Source organism: Streptomyces sp. NPDC087310 (genome assembly GCF_044744405.1).
GTDB lineage: Bacteria > Actinomycetota > Actinomycetes > Streptomycetales > Streptomycetaceae > Streptomyces.
Genome location: NZ_JBIUYF010000010.1, coordinates 92,142 through 107,199 on the forward strand (window position 1 = coordinate 92,142; position 15,058 = coordinate 107,199).

The following is a 15,058-nucleotide window of genomic DNA, read 5'->3' on the forward strand; positions in this document are numbered from 1 at the left end:
GGTCACCTTCCGTTGCGCTTGGTGGTGATGAGGAGGTCGAGCCGGCCGAGGGTGGCGGCGTTCCTGATGTCGCTGTCGCTGATGTCGATGCCGTAGCGGTCGGACAGCAGGACGGACAGTTCGACGACGGCGAGGGAGTCGAATCCGGCGTGGTCGAGGCTGGCGTCGTCGCTGAGGCGGTCGGCGGGCAGTTTGAGGTCGTCGGTCAGGATGCGGGTGAGGTCACCGGTCATGCCCGGCGCCTTCCGGTGAGTGGCTGCGGCAGAAGCTGGGCCAGGTGAGGGTGATGGCACCCCAGGTCAGTCCGGTGCCGAAGGCGGTGAGCAGGGTGCGGTGGCCGGGCTTGAGACCGCCGTCGGCGGCGGAGCGGGCCAGGAGCAGGGGGATGGACGCGGCGCCGGTGTTGCCGGTCTCGGCGATATTGCTGAGTTGGCGGTCGTCGGGGACGCCGAGCCGACGAGCGACAAAGGCAGTGATGCGGCTGTTGGCCTGGTGCGGGACCAGGCGGTCGACGTCGCCAAGTTCCCACCCGGCGGCGGTGACGGCCTGGCGGGAGGCGGTGGACATGCGGTCGACCGCATGCCGGAACACCTCACCTCCGTCCATGTGCAGGGCGCGGGGGCGGGAGGCCAGGATCAGGCCGGCGCCGGTGCCGTCGCTGCCCAGCACAACCGGCCCGAGCGCCCCGGCCTCGTCCGCGCTGCCGCGGCGCAGCACCACGGCCCCGGCACCGTCGCCGAACAGGGGGACGGTCGTGCGGTCCTCGGGGTCGGGAAGGGCGGCGAGGCGGTCGGCGCCGATGACCAGGACGGTCCGTACGGTGCCGGCGGCGATGAGACCGGCCGCGGTCGCGAGGGCGTAGAGGAACCCGGTGCAGCCGGCCGCCAGGTCGTAGGCGGGGACGCCGGTCAGGCCGAGCCGGGTGGCAACGGCGGGGGCGGTGGCCGGACAGCAGCGGTCCGGGGTGGTCGTGGCCACCACCAATGCCTCCACTGTGACCGGTTCGCGGTCGGCGAGCGCCTGGGCGCCCGCCCGTACAGCGAGTTCGGTCGTGGACAGGTCCGCCCCGGCAACGTGCCGTTGGGTGATGCCGGTACGCGAGCGGATCCACTCGTCCGTGGTCTCCAGACGTGCGGTCAGGTCGGCGTTCGAGACGATGCGCGGGGGCAGCGCCGCACCGACTCCGCAGACCACGGCAGCCCTTCCAGTGACGGATGCAACGGTCATCGGGTGGCCGCCTTGAGCTGCCGGGCGACGTCGCCGATCAGGTCTTCCTGCCCGGCGACAACCTGCCGCTCGCCGAGGGCGAGGAACAGGTCGATGGGGTCGACGCCTTCGGCGCGGGCGGTCTCCAGGACGGGCCGCCTGAAGCCGGAGAACACCCCGGCGATTCCGCCGGCCACGGCGATCGAGTCGATGGACGGCGGGGCCTTCATCAGACGGTCGGCAGCGACGTCGGCGGCGGCCAGGACCTCGCGCAGGCCGATCCCGGTCTCGACGCCGCGGCGCTCCAGGACGGCCACGAGGACTTCGAGCTGGGTGTTGCCGGCTCCGGCGCCGAACCCGCGGGCGGTCGCGTCGATGACGGTCGCCCCGGCGTCCACAGCGGCAAGGCTGTTCGCCACGGCCAGGCCCAGGTTGTTGTGGCCGTGGAAGATGACCGGTACGTCGACGGCGTCGGCGATTGCGTGTACGCGTTCGGTGAGGTCGGACGGGAGGTAGTGCCCGGCGGAGTCCATGATGCCGACGGCCTGAGCACCGAACTTCACCATCAAGGCGCACTGTTCGGCGAGCTTCCCGGGGCTGGTCATGTGGCTCATGAGCAGGACGCCCTGGGCTTCGGCTCCGAGGCCGCGGACGACGCCGAGGTGACGTTCGGTGACGTCGGCCTCGGTGCAGTGCGCGGCGATCCGTACGATGTCGGCGCCGTGGCGGACGGCGGCCTCCAGGTCGTCGGAGATGCCCCAGCCGGGGGCCATGAAGACGCCCATCCGCGACGAGGTGAGGGCTTCGCGGACGGTGGTGAGCATCGTGACGTCGTCGAGCCTGGAACGGCCGATCTGGAGGCTGGAGGCGCCCAGGCCGTTGCCGTGTCCGACCTCGACCACCGGCACTGCGGCGGCGTTCGCGGCGATGGCGTAGGCGCGGAGCTGGTCTGCGTCGAGCTGGTGGCCGACAGCGTGGTGGCCGTCGCGCAGGGTCGGGTCGTGCAGGAGGATCCGGGGCCGCTCGTGCGGGTGTGAGTTCACGGGTGGGGTTCCCTTCATCGGGACTGTTCGGCGAGCAGGACAGCGGCGGCGTTGATGATGTCGATGCTTCCTGCGTGAGGTGGCAGGCGGCTGCCGCAGGCGGTCACCTCCACCGCGACCGAGATGCGGCCCGGTTCCACGACGAGCGAGGTCACCTTGAACCCGGGCGTGTAGACGCGCACGGCTTGGGCGGCGCCCGCGATGCTCGTACGGACCGGTGCTGGGCGGATGCCGTCCGCGAGGACGGTCATGGCCACCCGGAACGGCGGGGCGGGCCGGGCGGGGCTGAGGTTGACCATCACCTTCACGTCCCGGGTGCCGGTGAAGGTCCGGATCGCGGTGGAGGTGGTGGCGATGTACTGGTCGAGGTTCAGGCGGGTGGCCCGGCCGGCGCTCGCGCTCGCCCCGGTGGAGACCACCTCGATGTAGGTGGGGGTGCAGCCCTTGGAGATCGCGTACAGGACCGGAATGGCCGCCTGCCCGCCGCAGCTGACGAGGTTCACGTGCCGGTAGGCCGTCGGCCGGTGGCTGTTGACCCCCGGCACGATGACCGTGCCAAGTCCCGTGGGGGTCAGGTCGATCAGAGTGGTGCCGGTCGGGCGCAGCGCCGCCCAGTGCTCGGCGTGGCTGTCGGCGTTGGTGGCGTCGAAGACCACATGGAAGGGCCCGGCATCCACTACGGCGTGGATTCCGCCGGGCGTGGTTGGGTGTCCCATCTCGGCGGCCCGTCGCAGCCCCAGACTGTCCCGGTCGCGCCCTGCCACCAGGGCCAGTTCCAGCTTCTGAGACTGGTGGATCTTGTCGGCGAGGTCGACGCCGATCAGGCCCGCGCCGAGTACCGCGACACGCAGACGCTGTTCATCAGCAGCCATCGGCCGCTCCTTCATTCGCGGAGAGAGTGGTGCGTGAGTGAGAGGTGCGGGGGCAGCAGGGTGCTGCGGATCAGCGCACGCGCAGCTCGACCGGCGGGAGATGCAGCGAGCGGGCGCGCACCGTGCTCCGGACCTCCAGCGGGAGGCTGGCGTGCACGGCCCCGGCCAGGACCAGCTGCCCGGCGCGCAGTTCGTCGTCGGCGCGATGTATCCGCCCGGCGAGCCAGGCCAGGGCACGGAGCGGGTCTCCGAGGACGGCGCGCCCCTCTCCGGTGGCCACCGCGGTGCCGTCGACGCTGACGACCAGCAACTCGGCGGCCAGGTCCATGTCCGCGCCGAGCGGCACCATGGGCCCGGTGACCACCCGGGCACAGGAGGCGTTGTCGGCGATGCTGTCCGCGACCGTGATGCGCCAGCTGGTGAACCGGGTGTCGATCACCTCCAAGGCGAGGAACACCTTCTCCACCGCCGCCCGTGCCTCGTCCACACTCACGCTCTCACCTGCCAGGTCACAGCCGAGCAGGAAAGCGATCTCCGCCTCCACCCGCGGCTGCATCAGCACGGAGCGGGCCATGGTGCTGCCAGTAGGCAGCACCATGTTGTCCAGCAGGACACCCGAGTCCGACTCGTCGACGCCCATCTGTTCCTGCATGGCCCGAGAGGTCACCCCGGCCTTGTGGCCGACGACGCGGGCGCCGCCCGAGATCCGCCGGGCCACCGCCGCCCCCTGCACTCGGTAGGCCGTCTCCAAAGACAGCTCCGGCCTGCGGACGGTCAGCGCGTCGATCGGCACTCGCTCGTCCTCCGCCGCCAGCAGAGCCGACGCCGTAGCGGCGATCCAGCGATCATCCTGCTCGTCCATGACGATCCCTCCTCGGGGCATCAGGCATCACATACGATTCGCAGACGTGGGCACGGGAGCAGATCCGGCGCGCCCTGACGATGCCGGCCGCCGGGTTCGGGCCTGATGAACAGTCAACCGGCGCACTCATCGCGGCGGTACGGTGATGGGCAGTGCAAGCGGTATATCGCGTATATACGGGGCAGGTGCTCATGACCACGCGCACGCCGAACGTCCAGCTCAGCGCACTTGTCGCTGAAACGGGCCTCACCTACGAGGCGCTGGCCAAGACGGTCCGCGCCGTCGCCGCCGAGTGCGGCGCAGACTTACGCACGAACAAGTCCAACGTCGAGCACTGGCTCAGTGGATCCGTGCCCCGCGGCGATACACCCCGCTACCTCACGGTCGCACTCTCCCGACGCCTGGGCCGCCTTCTGACTACTGCCGATCTCGGCCTGCCCTCCCCAGCAAAGGCCGAGGATGACACCATCGGACTGTCCCTGGGGGGCGACCCGCTGGACGCTCTGCTGCCGATGTGGAGGTACGAGTTGGACCGCCGCCGCTTCCTGACGGCCTCCGCCTACTCCGCGGCCTCCGCGGCCTTACCCCTCAGCCACGTCCAGGACATCGCCGCCCGTACTGAGGCCGCCCGCACCGGTTACACCATCGGCATGGCCGAAGTCGCCGCCGTCCGTGACATGATCCACGCGTTCTCCGAGATGGACGAACGCCACGGCGGACAACACGGCCGCAGCGCCCTGGTCACCTATCTCCGCGACGACGTCGCCCCGCTGTGCCGGGCCCGATTCCGTACCGACGAAGTCCGCCGACAGATGCTGTCCGCCGCCGGCCGAGGCGTGCACCTGCTGGGCTGGAAGAGCTACGACGCAGGTCAGCAGGGACTCGCCCAGCGCTATTATCTCCAGTCCTACGCTCTGGCCACCGAATCCGGCCTGCGCGGGCACGACGGATTCGTGATGCGCACAATGGCCATGCAGGGCCTCAAGCTCCATCGCCCCGAGCACTGCCTGGGCCTGGCCGAGACCGGACTGAACCGGGCCAAGGGACGGGTGGACGCCCAGACCGAAGCGCTCTTCCGCGTCGTGCACGCCCACACCCTGGCCAAGAGCGGCAAGCACCGCGCGGCCCTCGCCGAGGCCGAACACGCCCGCACCCTGCTGACTGGTGCCCCGGGCGATGAGGTGCCGTTCTGGGCGCTGGCCTGGGGCCCACCGGCCGCGTCGGTGTACTCCCGCACCGCCAAGGTCCACGAGACCGTAGGAGACCACCGGGCCGCCGCCGAGCAGTACGCACTGGCCGCCACGGCCCGCCCTGCGGACACCTATGCGCGGATCGTCGCCCTGGACCTGGTCGCGGGTGCGGAGATGCACCTCAAGCGCGGCAGCATCGAGCAAGCGTGCGCCACCTGGCACCGAGCCATCGACCACATGGACGGTGTCCGCTCCGTCCGCACCCGGAAGGCGGTCTCCCGTATGCGAGGTGACCTCGGACGCTTCCGGGCCCGTGGCCTGCGGTGCGTGGCCGATCTCGACGAACGGGGACGCGACTTCCTCTCCGGCGCCTGACCTCAGCGGCACCCGGCGAAGCGGCGAACGATCGGTTTCAGGTAGTCCGCGTGTGGACCTGTCAGAGTGGCCAGTTCGTCCGGTGAACGCACCAGGGCGATGTCGTCGAGTTCAGGTTCACGGCCCTGAACACGCTCGGCTGCCGCGGCAGAGGTGAAGTCCGCGCGCAAGGTCGCCTCGGGAAGGGCAGGTGCAAGGTAGGTCAGGCCGACATTGCCGTTCTCGCCGCGGGTGACGACCCACAGCCTCAGATCCTTGGCAGTTGTGCTGATCCCCAGCTCCTCGGCAAGTTCTCGCGCGGCCTGGCCGGCCAGGGCCGACTCGTCCAGCACCGCCCCGTCCTGGGGAGGCTCCACAGACCCACCCGGCAGTTGCCAGCGGCCGGGGGCAGCCGTAGAGGGCGACATCCTTGCTGCCAGCACACGGCCGTCGCTGGTCGGCTGAACGATGTTCACGAACAACGAGGGCAGCGCTGTGGCGCCGGGAACGCGACGCAGCGCGTAGTGCCGGTAGGTCACACGCACCCAGGAGAGGCGCAGGATGCGCGGTCCGGTCCGCTCCAGTCCCCCACACGCCGCCACAGGCCCGTCGAAGAGGGTGGGGTTGGCTCGGACCGCCATGTCCCACGCCCGGTCCCGGGCCTCGGCGTCATGGGGCGGCAGCGGTGGTTCCGGAGCTTCGGTCAGCAGGAGCCGTTCGACGTCGAAGAGATCAATGCCCACGGGGGGCAGTGTTTCGGTCACCGGCTCATCGTAGAACCCACTCCAGGCTTGACCACCAACTCAGCCGAGTAGCGCGGCGGAGCCCAGTCGTGGCGGCGCCGCGCTTGCCGGACACGAGCGCCCGCTCGGCCTTCGGTATCGTCCGGTCGCGCGGTTCGGGCGTCACGTGGCATCACCCGCCCGTCTGTGCGGGTGCACCGCGATCTGTTGCGCACACTCCAGCGGAGTGGTCGAACCGATCCCGTCGGGGTGCCCGACCCGCGCCGCTCGATCCGCGTCATGGTTGACCAGCCTGATGGTTCATCGAGTGGCCTCCTTCTGTAGCCCTGCGCGAGTGCCGTTGCTCGCACTGGGCAACCGGTCCGCTACACAGAGCGGTACCGTTGCGGAAGGCCGAAGAGTTAAAGGCGTTAAGCGGGATCAGCGGGAAGGATGCTGGCGAATGGGGACACGCCTACCGGACGTCGGGCTGGAACGGCTGGAACGGCTGTACCGGGAAAGCGAGTTGACGCTGCGTCAACTCACCCAGGCAGTGAGCGGTCTCGGCTCCGAGCGAGGCCGACCGCTCCGTTCTCGCAGAAGCGTCCTCGGCGTGGGGCTTTTCTCCGTGGCGCTCACGATTCCGGGCTGGCCCGATGTCGTGGGCCGGATGGAGGCCATGAAGACCGATCCGCAGCGGCGGATCGGGCCGTCCGAGGTTCGGGCCGTATCGGCGATGACCGATCGCCTGTCGGACCTCGACGATGATTTCGGTGGACGCTATGCGCGCCCCATGGCTGCCGCTTTCCTGGTCAACACGGTTGCCCCTTACTTGAATGCAAGCGCGTCAAGTGAAACCCGCAAAGCGATGATGTCCGCCGCCTCGTTTCTCTGCTACCTGACCGGATGGATGGCGGTGGACGAGGGGGCGCACGGCCGGGCGCAGGAGTATTACGTAAAGGCCCTGGAGCTCGCGGGCGCGAGTGGCGACCACATGACCTATTGCCACGTTCTGCGGGGCATGTCGGTGCAAGCCGCGAATCTGGGTCACGGCACACCGGCAGTGCGGCTCGCCAACGCCGCCGCGGAGGCGTCCCCCGAGTCCACTCCCCGTATGAGGGCCTTCATGGCCGGGCAGCAGGCGCACGCGTACGCGCTGGCAGGCGAGCGGACAAATGCGTGGAACAGTATCCGCGAGGCGGAACGGGCGGTGAATCAGGCGGAAAGCCAACTCGGGACGTTCGGTGGTTTCAGCTCGGCGACATTGGCGTATTCCACATCAGAGGTCAGGCACGCACTCGGCGATGTGAAGGGAAGCGTCGAATCCCTCCACGATCATTTTCGCTTGCGGGACTCCACCGACCGGCAGAGATCAGGGGTGATTTTCAGCTCTCTGCTTGCTGAAAGACAGCTAGAGATCGGTCACCTCGAAGCAGCCTGTGCCACGTGGACGAAAGTGCTGGACGCGCACCCCGGGATTCATTCAGGCAGGGTCGACGGGCACGTACGGAGAATCCCTTCCCTCCTCGCCCCGTACCGCGGAAACGCGATGGCGCGGCACGTGCACGAACGCGCCCGCGAGGCTTCCCTGAAATAGCCTGACGTTCCGACGAGGCCCCGAGGTGACCGGGGCCTCGTCGGTGTGCCGACAGGGGCGTCACTGCGCGGTCAGGCCGCCGTCGATGATGTGCTCGGTGCCGCTGATGTACGAGGAGTCGTCGGAGGCGAGGAAGAGGACGAGGCTGGACACCTCGTCCGCCTCGGACATGCGGCGCAGCGGAACCGCTTCGGCGATTCCGCCGCCGTTCTCATCGGTCGCCGCGGCCATCATGGGGGTCTTGATGTAGCCCGGGTGGACCGAGTTGGCGCGGATGTTGTCGGGGCCGTACTGCACCGCGACATGCTTGGTCATGCCCCGGGACGCGAACTTGCTGCCGACGTAGGCGAGGTTCGGCGAGCCGACGATCGAGACGATGCCCGCTATGGAGGAGACGTTGACGATCGAGCCGCCGCCGGCCCGCTGCATGGAGGGGATGACCGTCTTCATGCCGTAGTACTGCGAGTGCTGGTTGACGGCGCAGACGTGGAGGTACTCCTCCTCGCCGAGTTCGACCGTCGGGGTCACCGGGCCGAGGACGCCCGCGTTGTTGACCAGGACGTTCACCGTGCCGAAGGCTTCCTCGGTCTCCCGGAGTACGCGGCCCCAGTCGGCCAGCGATGTGACGTCGTGCCGCAGGAAGAGTGCGTTCTTGCCCAGCTCTGCGGCGATTTCCCGTCCTCGCTCCTCGTTGAGGTCGGTGAGCGCGATCTTGGCGCCTTCGGAGACGAACCTGCGGGCGTGTGACTCGCCCATGCCCTGTGCGGCCCCGGTGATGATGGCGACCTTGCCGTCCAGCTTGCCCATCGTGTGCGCCTTCCCTACGTACTGACCGGTGAGGAACGCCTGAGGGGCGTCCCGCCGGAGCGGCCCCGTCCGGGGCCTGCCGGACCTCAGACAATAGTGGGCCTGAGTACCGAAATCCATGGCCTGAATTCTCGGCCGCCCGTACCGGACCGGTGTGACTGAGCGTTTCAGTTGGCCCCTGAGCGTTGTACTTGGCCCGGCTGGCTGAGCGTGACGGTTGGCCCGGGACGTTCGCGGGTGGCGCTCCGCCGATCTGATCGGCTGCAGCGTCATGGGTTTCTCGTTACTCCACCGCGCGACCGATGAGTTTGTGGCTCCCGGCCGGTCCAAGCTCGTGACACCCCAGGAAAGGACACCGCCATGTCGGAGCTTCTCGTCGACTTCATCACCTCCCTCGACGGCTACGCATCGGGAGAGGGGTGGCCCGGGTTCTGGGGCCTCGAAGGCCCGGAGTACCTCGCATGGCTCGGCGAGCAGCCCGAGGTCACCTACCTGATGGGAGCTCACACCTACCGCCTGATGTCGGGCTTCGCCGCAGGGGAGGTCCCGAAAGGCCAAGACGAGTTCAGGCCCGAAGAGGAGGCGTCCGTCGACGAGCTCACGCAAGCGTCCAAGGTGGTGTTCTCCTCCTCATTCGAGGCGCCGCTGACGTGGGCCAACTCCACGCTCGTCCGCGACGACGCCGTCGAGGCGGTCCGCGCCATGAAGTCGAGTGGCTCGGGGCTTCTCAGCACAATCGGCAGCCTCAGCCTGTGCCGGTCCCTGCTACGAGCCGGACTCGTCGACCGCTTCCGGGTCGTGATGTTCCCGGTGATCACCGGGGCCACGGGCGAGGAACGCATCTACGACGGCTATCCGGACGTTGCCCTTGAGATGATCGAGCACCGCACCTTCGACGGCCGCATCCAACTGGTCGAGTACAAGCCCCGCGTGCTTGAGCACCCGCCGCTCGGCATCCCTGCGTGACGTCGCCCCGGTCCGCCGGTCCGGATGGCCGCCAGGCCGGCGCCGGCGGGTGCGGAGCACGACCTAATAGGGGCCGGCCAACGTCGGGACGCCCGGCCCACCTGGCCCCGAGCCGTGGGGCCACATGAAGCGCTCAGTCACAACCGGGGAAGTGGCTAGAATCCTGGAATGTCATCGCAACCTGCCCGGCGTGGGCGTGGCCGTCCGCGCGCCGCTACCCGCGGGGAGGTGGAGACGGTGGCGATCGAACTGATGCAGCGCCACGGCTACGAGAGCGTGAGCGTGGATGCCATCGTCGAGGCGGCGGGCATCGGCCGTACGACCTTCTTCCGCTACTTCGGTACGAAACCGGGCGTCATCTGGTGCGCCTTCGACGAGACCATCGTCTGGCTCGAAGCCGAACTCCGTGCCGCCCCCGCGGAGGCGGACGGGGACGCGGACGCGGGCGTCATGGGGGCGGTCAGGGCGGCGGTGGTCTCCTCGACCCGGTCGGCCGTGTTCAGCAGCGACGTCTGGCTGGAACGCTTCCACATCCTGGACACCAGCCCTTCCCTGTACATCGGCGCCTACGAACACTGGGAGCGCTGGAAGAGGGTCATCGCCGAGTATCTGGCGCGGCACGCGGGCGGATCGCCCGGCGACGCCCTTCCCATGGCGGCGGCCGGCGCGTGTCAGGGCGTCTTCATCGCCGAGCTGCGCGACTGGATCAACAGCGACGCGGGGCGCGACGCCTTCCTCGAACGGCTCGACCAGAACCTGGCCCGCGTCACCACCGTACTGGCCGAGCTGTTCCACCCCACCGGCTCGGGTACGGGGGCTACTGGGCGACGGGCGTGAAGTCCACGGGGAGCGCGAGCAGCCCGCGCGACCAGGTGGAGGTGCGCCAGACCAGTTCCTCGGGCTCCCCGGACAGCATCATGTCGGGCAGGCGTTCCAGCAGCGTCTCGATGGCGGTGCGGGCGATGACATCGGCGAGGAGGGGGGCCGGGTAGGGGCAGCCGTGCTCGCCGTTGCCGAAGGACAGGTGCGCGGAGTTCTCGGCGCCGACGTACCCCTCGGGCCAGATGCTCAGGTCCGTGTTGGCCGCGGCGAGGCCGAGGACGAGACAGTCGCCCGCCTTGATGTGCTGGCCGCCGAGCTGGGTGTCCCGTACCGCCCAGCGGCCGATGAAGTTCTGCAGGGGGGTGTCCAGCCACAGCACCTCGTTGAGCGCCTGCCCCACGCTGAGCCGTCCGCCGGCCACGTTCAGCGCGAACCGGTCGTCGGTCAGCAGCAGACGCAGGCCGTTGGATATCCAGTTGGACGTCTGCTGCTGCACGGCGGAGAGGATGGCGATCAGGTCCGCGCGGATCTCCTCGTCCGTGAGCCCTGCCGGATGCGCGAGCATGCGGGAGGTGAGGTTGAGACCGTGGTTGTCGCGCTGGTCCTTGATGAGCCGGTCCACGCGCTCGGCCAGTCGCCCGTACGCGGTGACCTGGTCCTCGTCAGGGGCGGTGTCCAGGGTGATCCGCAGGTCCCGTACGAGCTCGTCGGCTTCCGTGCTGGTGGACGGCAGACCGCAGAGATGGAGGGCGGTCCGCAGCGGCAGCGCGTGGGCGTACATGGTGACGAGCTCCGCCTGGCCGCTGCCCGCGAAGGTGTCGATGAGCCCTTCGGCGATGTCCTGGCAGATCTGGGCGAGTTCGAACTGGTCGACGGCCTCCAGCGCGTCGGTGATGACACCGGCGCGGCGCTGGTGTTCCTCCCCCTCGGTGAACATGACCGAGGGCTGGTAGCCGACGAACGGCATCAGCGGCCAGTCGTCGGGGATGTTCGGCCACTGGTTCCAGCGCCGGGAGTCACGGGCGAACAGCTCGTGATGGCTGGTGATGTACGAGACCTCGCTGTAGCCGAGTACCAGCCAGGCGGGGATGTCCCCGTCCAGCAGGACGGGGGCGATCGAGCCGTGGTCCTTGCGCAGGGAGCGGTAGAGCTGCGCCGGGGTCTGCCGGTACTCGAGACCGGCCAGTCGCACCGCGCCGGCGTGGGCCGGGCAGCCCGGCGGCGGGTCCTGGCCTGCGGAGAGTCCTGCGGGGTCGGTCACGGTGTCGTCTCCCGGGCGATGGCGAGTTCGTAGAGGTGGTCCACGAGGGTGATCAGGACGTTCTTGCCGGACGAACGTACGCGGGCGTCGCAGTCGATCAGCGGCACGTGTTCCGGCAGGGAGAGCGCCTGCCTGATCTCGTCCAGCGGGAACTCGGACGGGTCGTCGTTGAACCGGTTGACGGCGACGACGAACGGCGTCCGGTGGTGTTCCAGCCGGTCGATGGCGTACCAGGAATCGCTCATCCGCCGCGTGTCGACCAGGACGACCGCGCCGAGCGTGCCGGAGAAGAGCCGGTCCCACAGGAACCAGAACCGCTCCTGTCCCGGCGCCCCGAACAGGTAGAGCACCATGCGCTCGTTGAGGCTGATACGGCCGAAGTCGAAGGCGACGGTGGTGGTCGTCTTGTGCGGCAGTCCGGCGGTTTCGTCGACCCCGACCCCCGCCTCGGTCATGACTTCTTCGGTGTTGAGCGGCCGGATCTCGCTGACGGACCGGACGAGGGTGGTCTTGCCGACGCCGAAGCCACCCACGACGACGATCTTCAATCCGGTCTCGGCAGCATCGGCCAGGGGGGTCCGGGCGGGCAGCTCAGAGGTTACGGAGTCCATGGAGCACCTCCTTCAAGAGGGCGGAGTCGGGCAGGTCGTCGGAGCGGGCCGCGGTGGGGTGCCGAGCCGTGATGCGGCTGGTGGAGAGGAGGTCGCCGAGAAGGATCCGTACGACCATGACGGGCAGTTTCAGCTCGGCGGATATCTCGACGACCGCGGTGGGATGACGGCAGAGATCGAGGATGCGGACATGCTCCGACTGCATGCCGGCGGTCGGCCGGCACTCGGCGACGATCAGGGTGACCAGATCGAAGGTGTCGCTGTCGGCCTGACTGCGGCCGGCGGTGACGGTGTACAGCCGGTCGGGATCCCCGACGTCGGGCCTGCGGCTCATGACGGAGAGCTGTTCCGGGCGGGAGAGCGCGGTTCGGCCCGCAGGTGCTCACCGATCTGCTCGACCATCTCCGTCATCTGATGGCCCACCGCGCCGGGGTCGGCACCGTCTCCGGCGATGACGGCGAGGTGCGCCCCGTCACCGGCGTCGACGATGAAGAGGAGCCCGCCGTGGAATTCGGTCATGGAGTGGCGTACGCCGCCGCTGCCGTTGCCGAATTCGACCGAGGCGCCCTGGGCGAGCGCCTGGATGCCGGAGCAGATGGCGGAGAGCTGGTCGGCCTGGTCGAGGGTGAGGTGGCGGCTCCAGCAGAGTTTGAGCCCGTCGCGGGAGAGCACGAGGGCGTGCCGGGTCCCGGGGGTGCGTTCCAGCAGGTTTTCGAGGAGCCAGGTCAGGCTGGTGTCTGTGGTCTGCATGGGGTGGGTGAGGCGGGATGGACCTGAGAACAGGTCATCTGCCCGTGCCTCCATTCTCGCGTTCCGAACGGGGGATGGGTTTCTTACGGCTGTGGCGGGGTGGACGGGGTGTCGGTGGATGGGGTGTTGGTAGCCGGGCTGTCGGTAGCCGGGGTGGTGGCAGACGGGCTGTCGGTAGCCGGGGTGTCGGTGGTGCGGCGGGCGCGGTGGAAGGCTCCGAACTGGGAGCCGGCGTCGCGGCCGGAGGCGGTTTTCTCCTGAGGTTCGGCCGGGGGCCGTGTCCGGCCGTGGTCGGCGGCGGCCATGGTGCGGCCGGGCGGGCGGACGGGCAGTCCGCCGGTGGTGGCAGCGGTGGCCGTGGTGGCCGCCGCGGGGCCGGCCGGGGGTGTGACCGGGGCAGGAGAGCGGGTGGGGCGCGGCGCGGCTGGAGAGACCTGGGTGGCCACGGGGGCGCCGGTGACGGGCGGGGCGGTTTCGGGGACGGGGCGTCGAAGCGTGTGACGGGGAGCGATATCGCGTTGCTGGGCCATGAGCTGCGGGGGGAGGAGGGCGACGACGCCGGTGCCGCCGCGGGAGGAGGGGCGGTAGTTGACGCTGATGTGGTACTTCGCGGCGAGACGTCCGACGACGGCGAGGCCGAGGCGGGTGCCCTGGAGCAGGGCGAGGTCGGTGTTGTCCCCGGAGACGGACTCCTCGGCGCGGCGCATGGCCGCGCCGGCCATTTTGAGGCCGCTGTCCTCGATGGTGACGACGATGCCGGCGGTGCGTTCCTCGACGTAGACATGGACTTCGTCGATGGGCGGCGAGAAGTTGGCCGCGTTGTCCATGAGTTCGGCGAGGAGGTGCATGACGGGCTCGGCGGCGAATCCGGCGATGGCGGCGTTGCTGGAGCAGTTGAGACGTACGCGCTGGTAGGCGGCGATACGTCCCACGGCGCCGCGCAGGATGGACTCCATGGGGATGGGTTTGTTCCAGGCGCGGCTGGCACGTCCGCCCATGAGCAGGGCGAGGCGGTCGGTGAGGAGGCCGATCTGGGAGGTGTTGTGGTCGAGTTTGAGCAGGTCCCCGAAGACGTCCTCGCCGTGGCGGTCCTGCATGTCGCGCAGATCGGCGAGCATGCTGACGGCCTTGGCCTGGACACGGGTGAGCGCTTTGGCGCTGGCCGCCTGGGCGGCGGCGGCGCGGCGCTCGCTGGTGGCGAAGTCCCTGACGACGGTGGTGAGCACGGCCCGCAGATGGGGATCGGCGGGGGCGGGGAGCGTGGCGAGCACGGTGTCGGCGGACCGGCCGGAGCGCAGTGCGGTGAGCGCGTCGGGCAGCGTGGTGCCGGCGAGGAGGGCCAGTTCGTCGGCGGCTTCGGTGAGTTGACCCAGGGCCGCGTCACGGTCGGCGGCGGCTGTCGCGGCGCGTTGCCGGGCGTCGGCGACCTCGCGGGTGAACAGGTCGAGGACGCGGCGTAGCTGAGGGTCCGTGGGGGACGGTGCGGTGGTGAGGACCTCCTGGGCGCCGGCGCCTTCGCGGAGTCTGTTGACGGCGGCGGGCAGGCTGATGTTCACCAGGTGGCCGAGGTCCGAGGCGTACCGGCCCAACTGGGTCCGGGCGTCGGCGTTTTCACCGAGGGCCGCGGCGGTGTGGCGCCGGGCGGTGCGCAGGAGGAGGAAGGCGCCGACGAGGACGACGGCCAGGCAGATCCAGGCGACGGCGACGGTGGCCGTCACCCAGGTGCGGGCGGGGCCGGGGGCGACGGCGGCGGCTGCCCCGCCCGCCACGGCGGTCACCACCAGCAGGGAGAGCGGCACGGCCCACGGCACCGCCCGGGTCCGGTGCGTGCGGTGCGGGCTGGGGGCTGGCACTGACATTCCGCGGTCCCTCGGTGCTCGGGTACGGGGGACAGACCGATCGGCCTGGTTTCTGCTGCTGCGACGAGATCGGGACATCGACAGGTACGGGCCCCCTCATACCGCCTGCAGCGTGCACGCGAACCCACAGGAGCCG

Annotated in this window: 16 protein-coding genes; 4 read left to right on the forward strand and 12 right to left on the reverse strand. The window is 69.8% G+C overall.

What is annotated here, in order from left to right; translation table 11 throughout:
• Nucleotides 1-2 precede the first annotated feature (2 nt).
• The 5 genes from ACIO3P_RS33490 to ACIO3P_RS33510 form a co-directional block, all read right to left on the reverse strand.
• Complete coding sequence (locus ACIO3P_RS33490) at nt 3-233, reverse strand: acyl carrier protein (RefSeq protein ID WP_329829378.1); 231 nt, start codon at nt 231-233, stop codon at nt 3-5.
• On the reverse strand, nt 223-1,227 hold the full coding sequence (locus tag ACIO3P_RS33495; protein WP_329829379.1) for a beta-ketoacyl-ACP synthase III: 1,005 nt from the start codon (nt 1,225-1,227) through the stop codon (nt 223-225). The genes ACIO3P_RS33490 and ACIO3P_RS33495 overlap by 11 nt, the downstream gene beginning before the upstream one ends.
• Nucleotides 1,224-2,249, reverse strand: a complete 1,026-nt coding sequence (gene dmpG, locus ACIO3P_RS33500) for a 4-hydroxy-2-oxovalerate aldolase (protein ID WP_329829380.1) — start codon at nt 2,247-2,249, stop codon at nt 1,224-1,226. Before dmpG ends, ACIO3P_RS33495 begins: the two co-directional genes overlap by 4 nt.
• 14 nt (nt 2,250-2,263) lie before the next feature.
• On the reverse strand, nt 2,264-3,121 hold the full coding sequence (locus ACIO3P_RS33505; protein ID WP_329829382.1) for an acetaldehyde dehydrogenase (acetylating): 858 nt from the start codon (nt 3,119-3,121) through the stop codon (nt 2,264-2,266).
• Between the two features lie 70 nt (nt 3,122-3,191).
• On the reverse strand, nt 3,192-3,983 hold the full coding sequence (locus ACIO3P_RS33510) for a fumarylacetoacetate hydrolase family protein (RefSeq protein ID WP_329829384.1): 792 nt from the start codon (nt 3,981-3,983) through the stop codon (nt 3,192-3,194).
• A gap of 191 nt (nt 3,984-4,174) precedes the next feature.
• On the opposite strand from ACIO3P_RS33510, the gene ACIO3P_RS33515 reads away from it, so the two are divergent.
• Nucleotides 4,175-5,548 carry a hypothetical protein gene (locus ACIO3P_RS33515; RefSeq protein ID WP_401791380.1) on the forward strand — a complete coding sequence of 458 codons (1,374 nt, stop codon included), beginning with the start codon at nt 4,175-4,177 and terminating at the stop codon, nt 5,546-5,548.
• 2 nt (nt 5,549-5,550) lie between these two features.
• On the opposite strand, the gene ACIO3P_RS33520 is transcribed toward ACIO3P_RS33515, so the two are convergent.
• The gene (locus tag ACIO3P_RS33520; protein ID WP_329829387.1) at nt 5,551-6,291 is read right to left on the reverse strand and encodes an NUDIX domain-containing protein; all 741 of its coding nucleotides are present in this window, start codon (nt 6,289-6,291) and stop codon (nt 5,551-5,553) included.
• Between the two features lie 421 nt (nt 6,292-6,712).
• Between ACIO3P_RS33520 and ACIO3P_RS33525 the strand changes: the two genes are divergently transcribed.
• On the forward strand, nt 6,713-7,846 hold the full coding sequence (locus ACIO3P_RS33525; protein WP_401851192.1) for a hypothetical protein: 1,134 nt from the start codon (nt 6,713-6,715) through the stop codon (nt 7,844-7,846).
• 60 nt (nt 7,847-7,906) lie between these two features.
• On the opposite strand, the gene ACIO3P_RS33530 is transcribed toward ACIO3P_RS33525, so the two are convergent.
• Nucleotides 7,907-8,653 carry an SDR family NAD(P)-dependent oxidoreductase gene (locus tag ACIO3P_RS33530; RefSeq protein WP_401851190.1) on the reverse strand — a complete coding sequence of 249 codons (747 nt, stop codon included), beginning with the start codon at nt 8,651-8,653 and terminating at the stop codon, nt 7,907-7,909.
• Between the two features lie 360 nt (nt 8,654-9,013).
• Here ACIO3P_RS33530 and ACIO3P_RS33535 point away from each other — a divergent pair, with 360 nt between their 5' ends.
• On the forward strand, nt 9,014-9,619 hold the full coding sequence (locus ACIO3P_RS33535) for a dihydrofolate reductase family protein (protein WP_401851187.1): 606 nt from the start codon (nt 9,014-9,016) through the stop codon (nt 9,617-9,619).
• A 168-nt stretch (nt 9,620-9,787) separates the two neighbouring features.
• Nucleotides 9,788-10,456, forward strand: coding sequence for a TetR family transcriptional regulator (locus tag ACIO3P_RS33540; protein ID WP_401851185.1), 669 nt, complete (start codon nt 9,788-9,790; stop codon nt 10,454-10,456).
• Here ACIO3P_RS33540 and ACIO3P_RS33545 read toward each other — a convergent pair.
• The 5 genes from ACIO3P_RS33545 to ACIO3P_RS33565 all read right to left on the reverse strand — a co-directional run bounded on the left by ACIO3P_RS33545 (nt 10,437) and on the right by ACIO3P_RS33565 (nt 14,922).
• Nucleotides 10,437-11,702: a cytochrome P450 gene (locus tag ACIO3P_RS33545; protein ID WP_329829396.1), complete on the reverse strand. Its 1,266-nt coding sequence runs from the start codon at nt 11,700-11,702 to the stop codon at nt 10,437-10,439. The two genes, ACIO3P_RS33540 and ACIO3P_RS33545, sit on opposite strands and share 20 nt — an antisense overlap.
• Complete coding sequence (locus ACIO3P_RS33550; RefSeq protein WP_329829397.1) at nt 11,699-12,313, reverse strand: ATP/GTP-binding protein; 615 nt, start codon at nt 12,311-12,313, stop codon at nt 11,699-11,701. The genes ACIO3P_RS33545 and ACIO3P_RS33550 overlap by 4 nt, the downstream gene beginning before the upstream one ends.
• Nucleotides 12,294-12,647 carry a DUF742 domain-containing protein gene (locus ACIO3P_RS33555; protein WP_329829398.1) on the reverse strand — a complete coding sequence of 118 codons (354 nt, stop codon included), beginning with the start codon at nt 12,645-12,647 and terminating at the stop codon, nt 12,294-12,296. The genes ACIO3P_RS33550 and ACIO3P_RS33555 overlap by 20 nt, the downstream gene beginning before the upstream one ends.
• Nucleotides 12,644-13,063, reverse strand: coding sequence for a roadblock/LC7 domain-containing protein (locus ACIO3P_RS33560; RefSeq protein WP_329829399.1), 420 nt, complete (start codon nt 13,061-13,063; stop codon nt 12,644-12,646). The genes ACIO3P_RS33555 and ACIO3P_RS33560 overlap by 4 nt, the downstream gene beginning before the upstream one ends.
• An 83-nt stretch (nt 13,064-13,146) precedes the next feature.
• The gene (locus ACIO3P_RS33565) at nt 13,147-14,922 is read right to left on the reverse strand and encodes an ATP-binding protein (RefSeq protein ID WP_401851182.1); all 1,776 of its coding nucleotides are present in this window, start codon (nt 14,920-14,922) and stop codon (nt 13,147-13,149) included.
• Nucleotides 14,923-15,058: the final 136 nt, after the last annotated feature.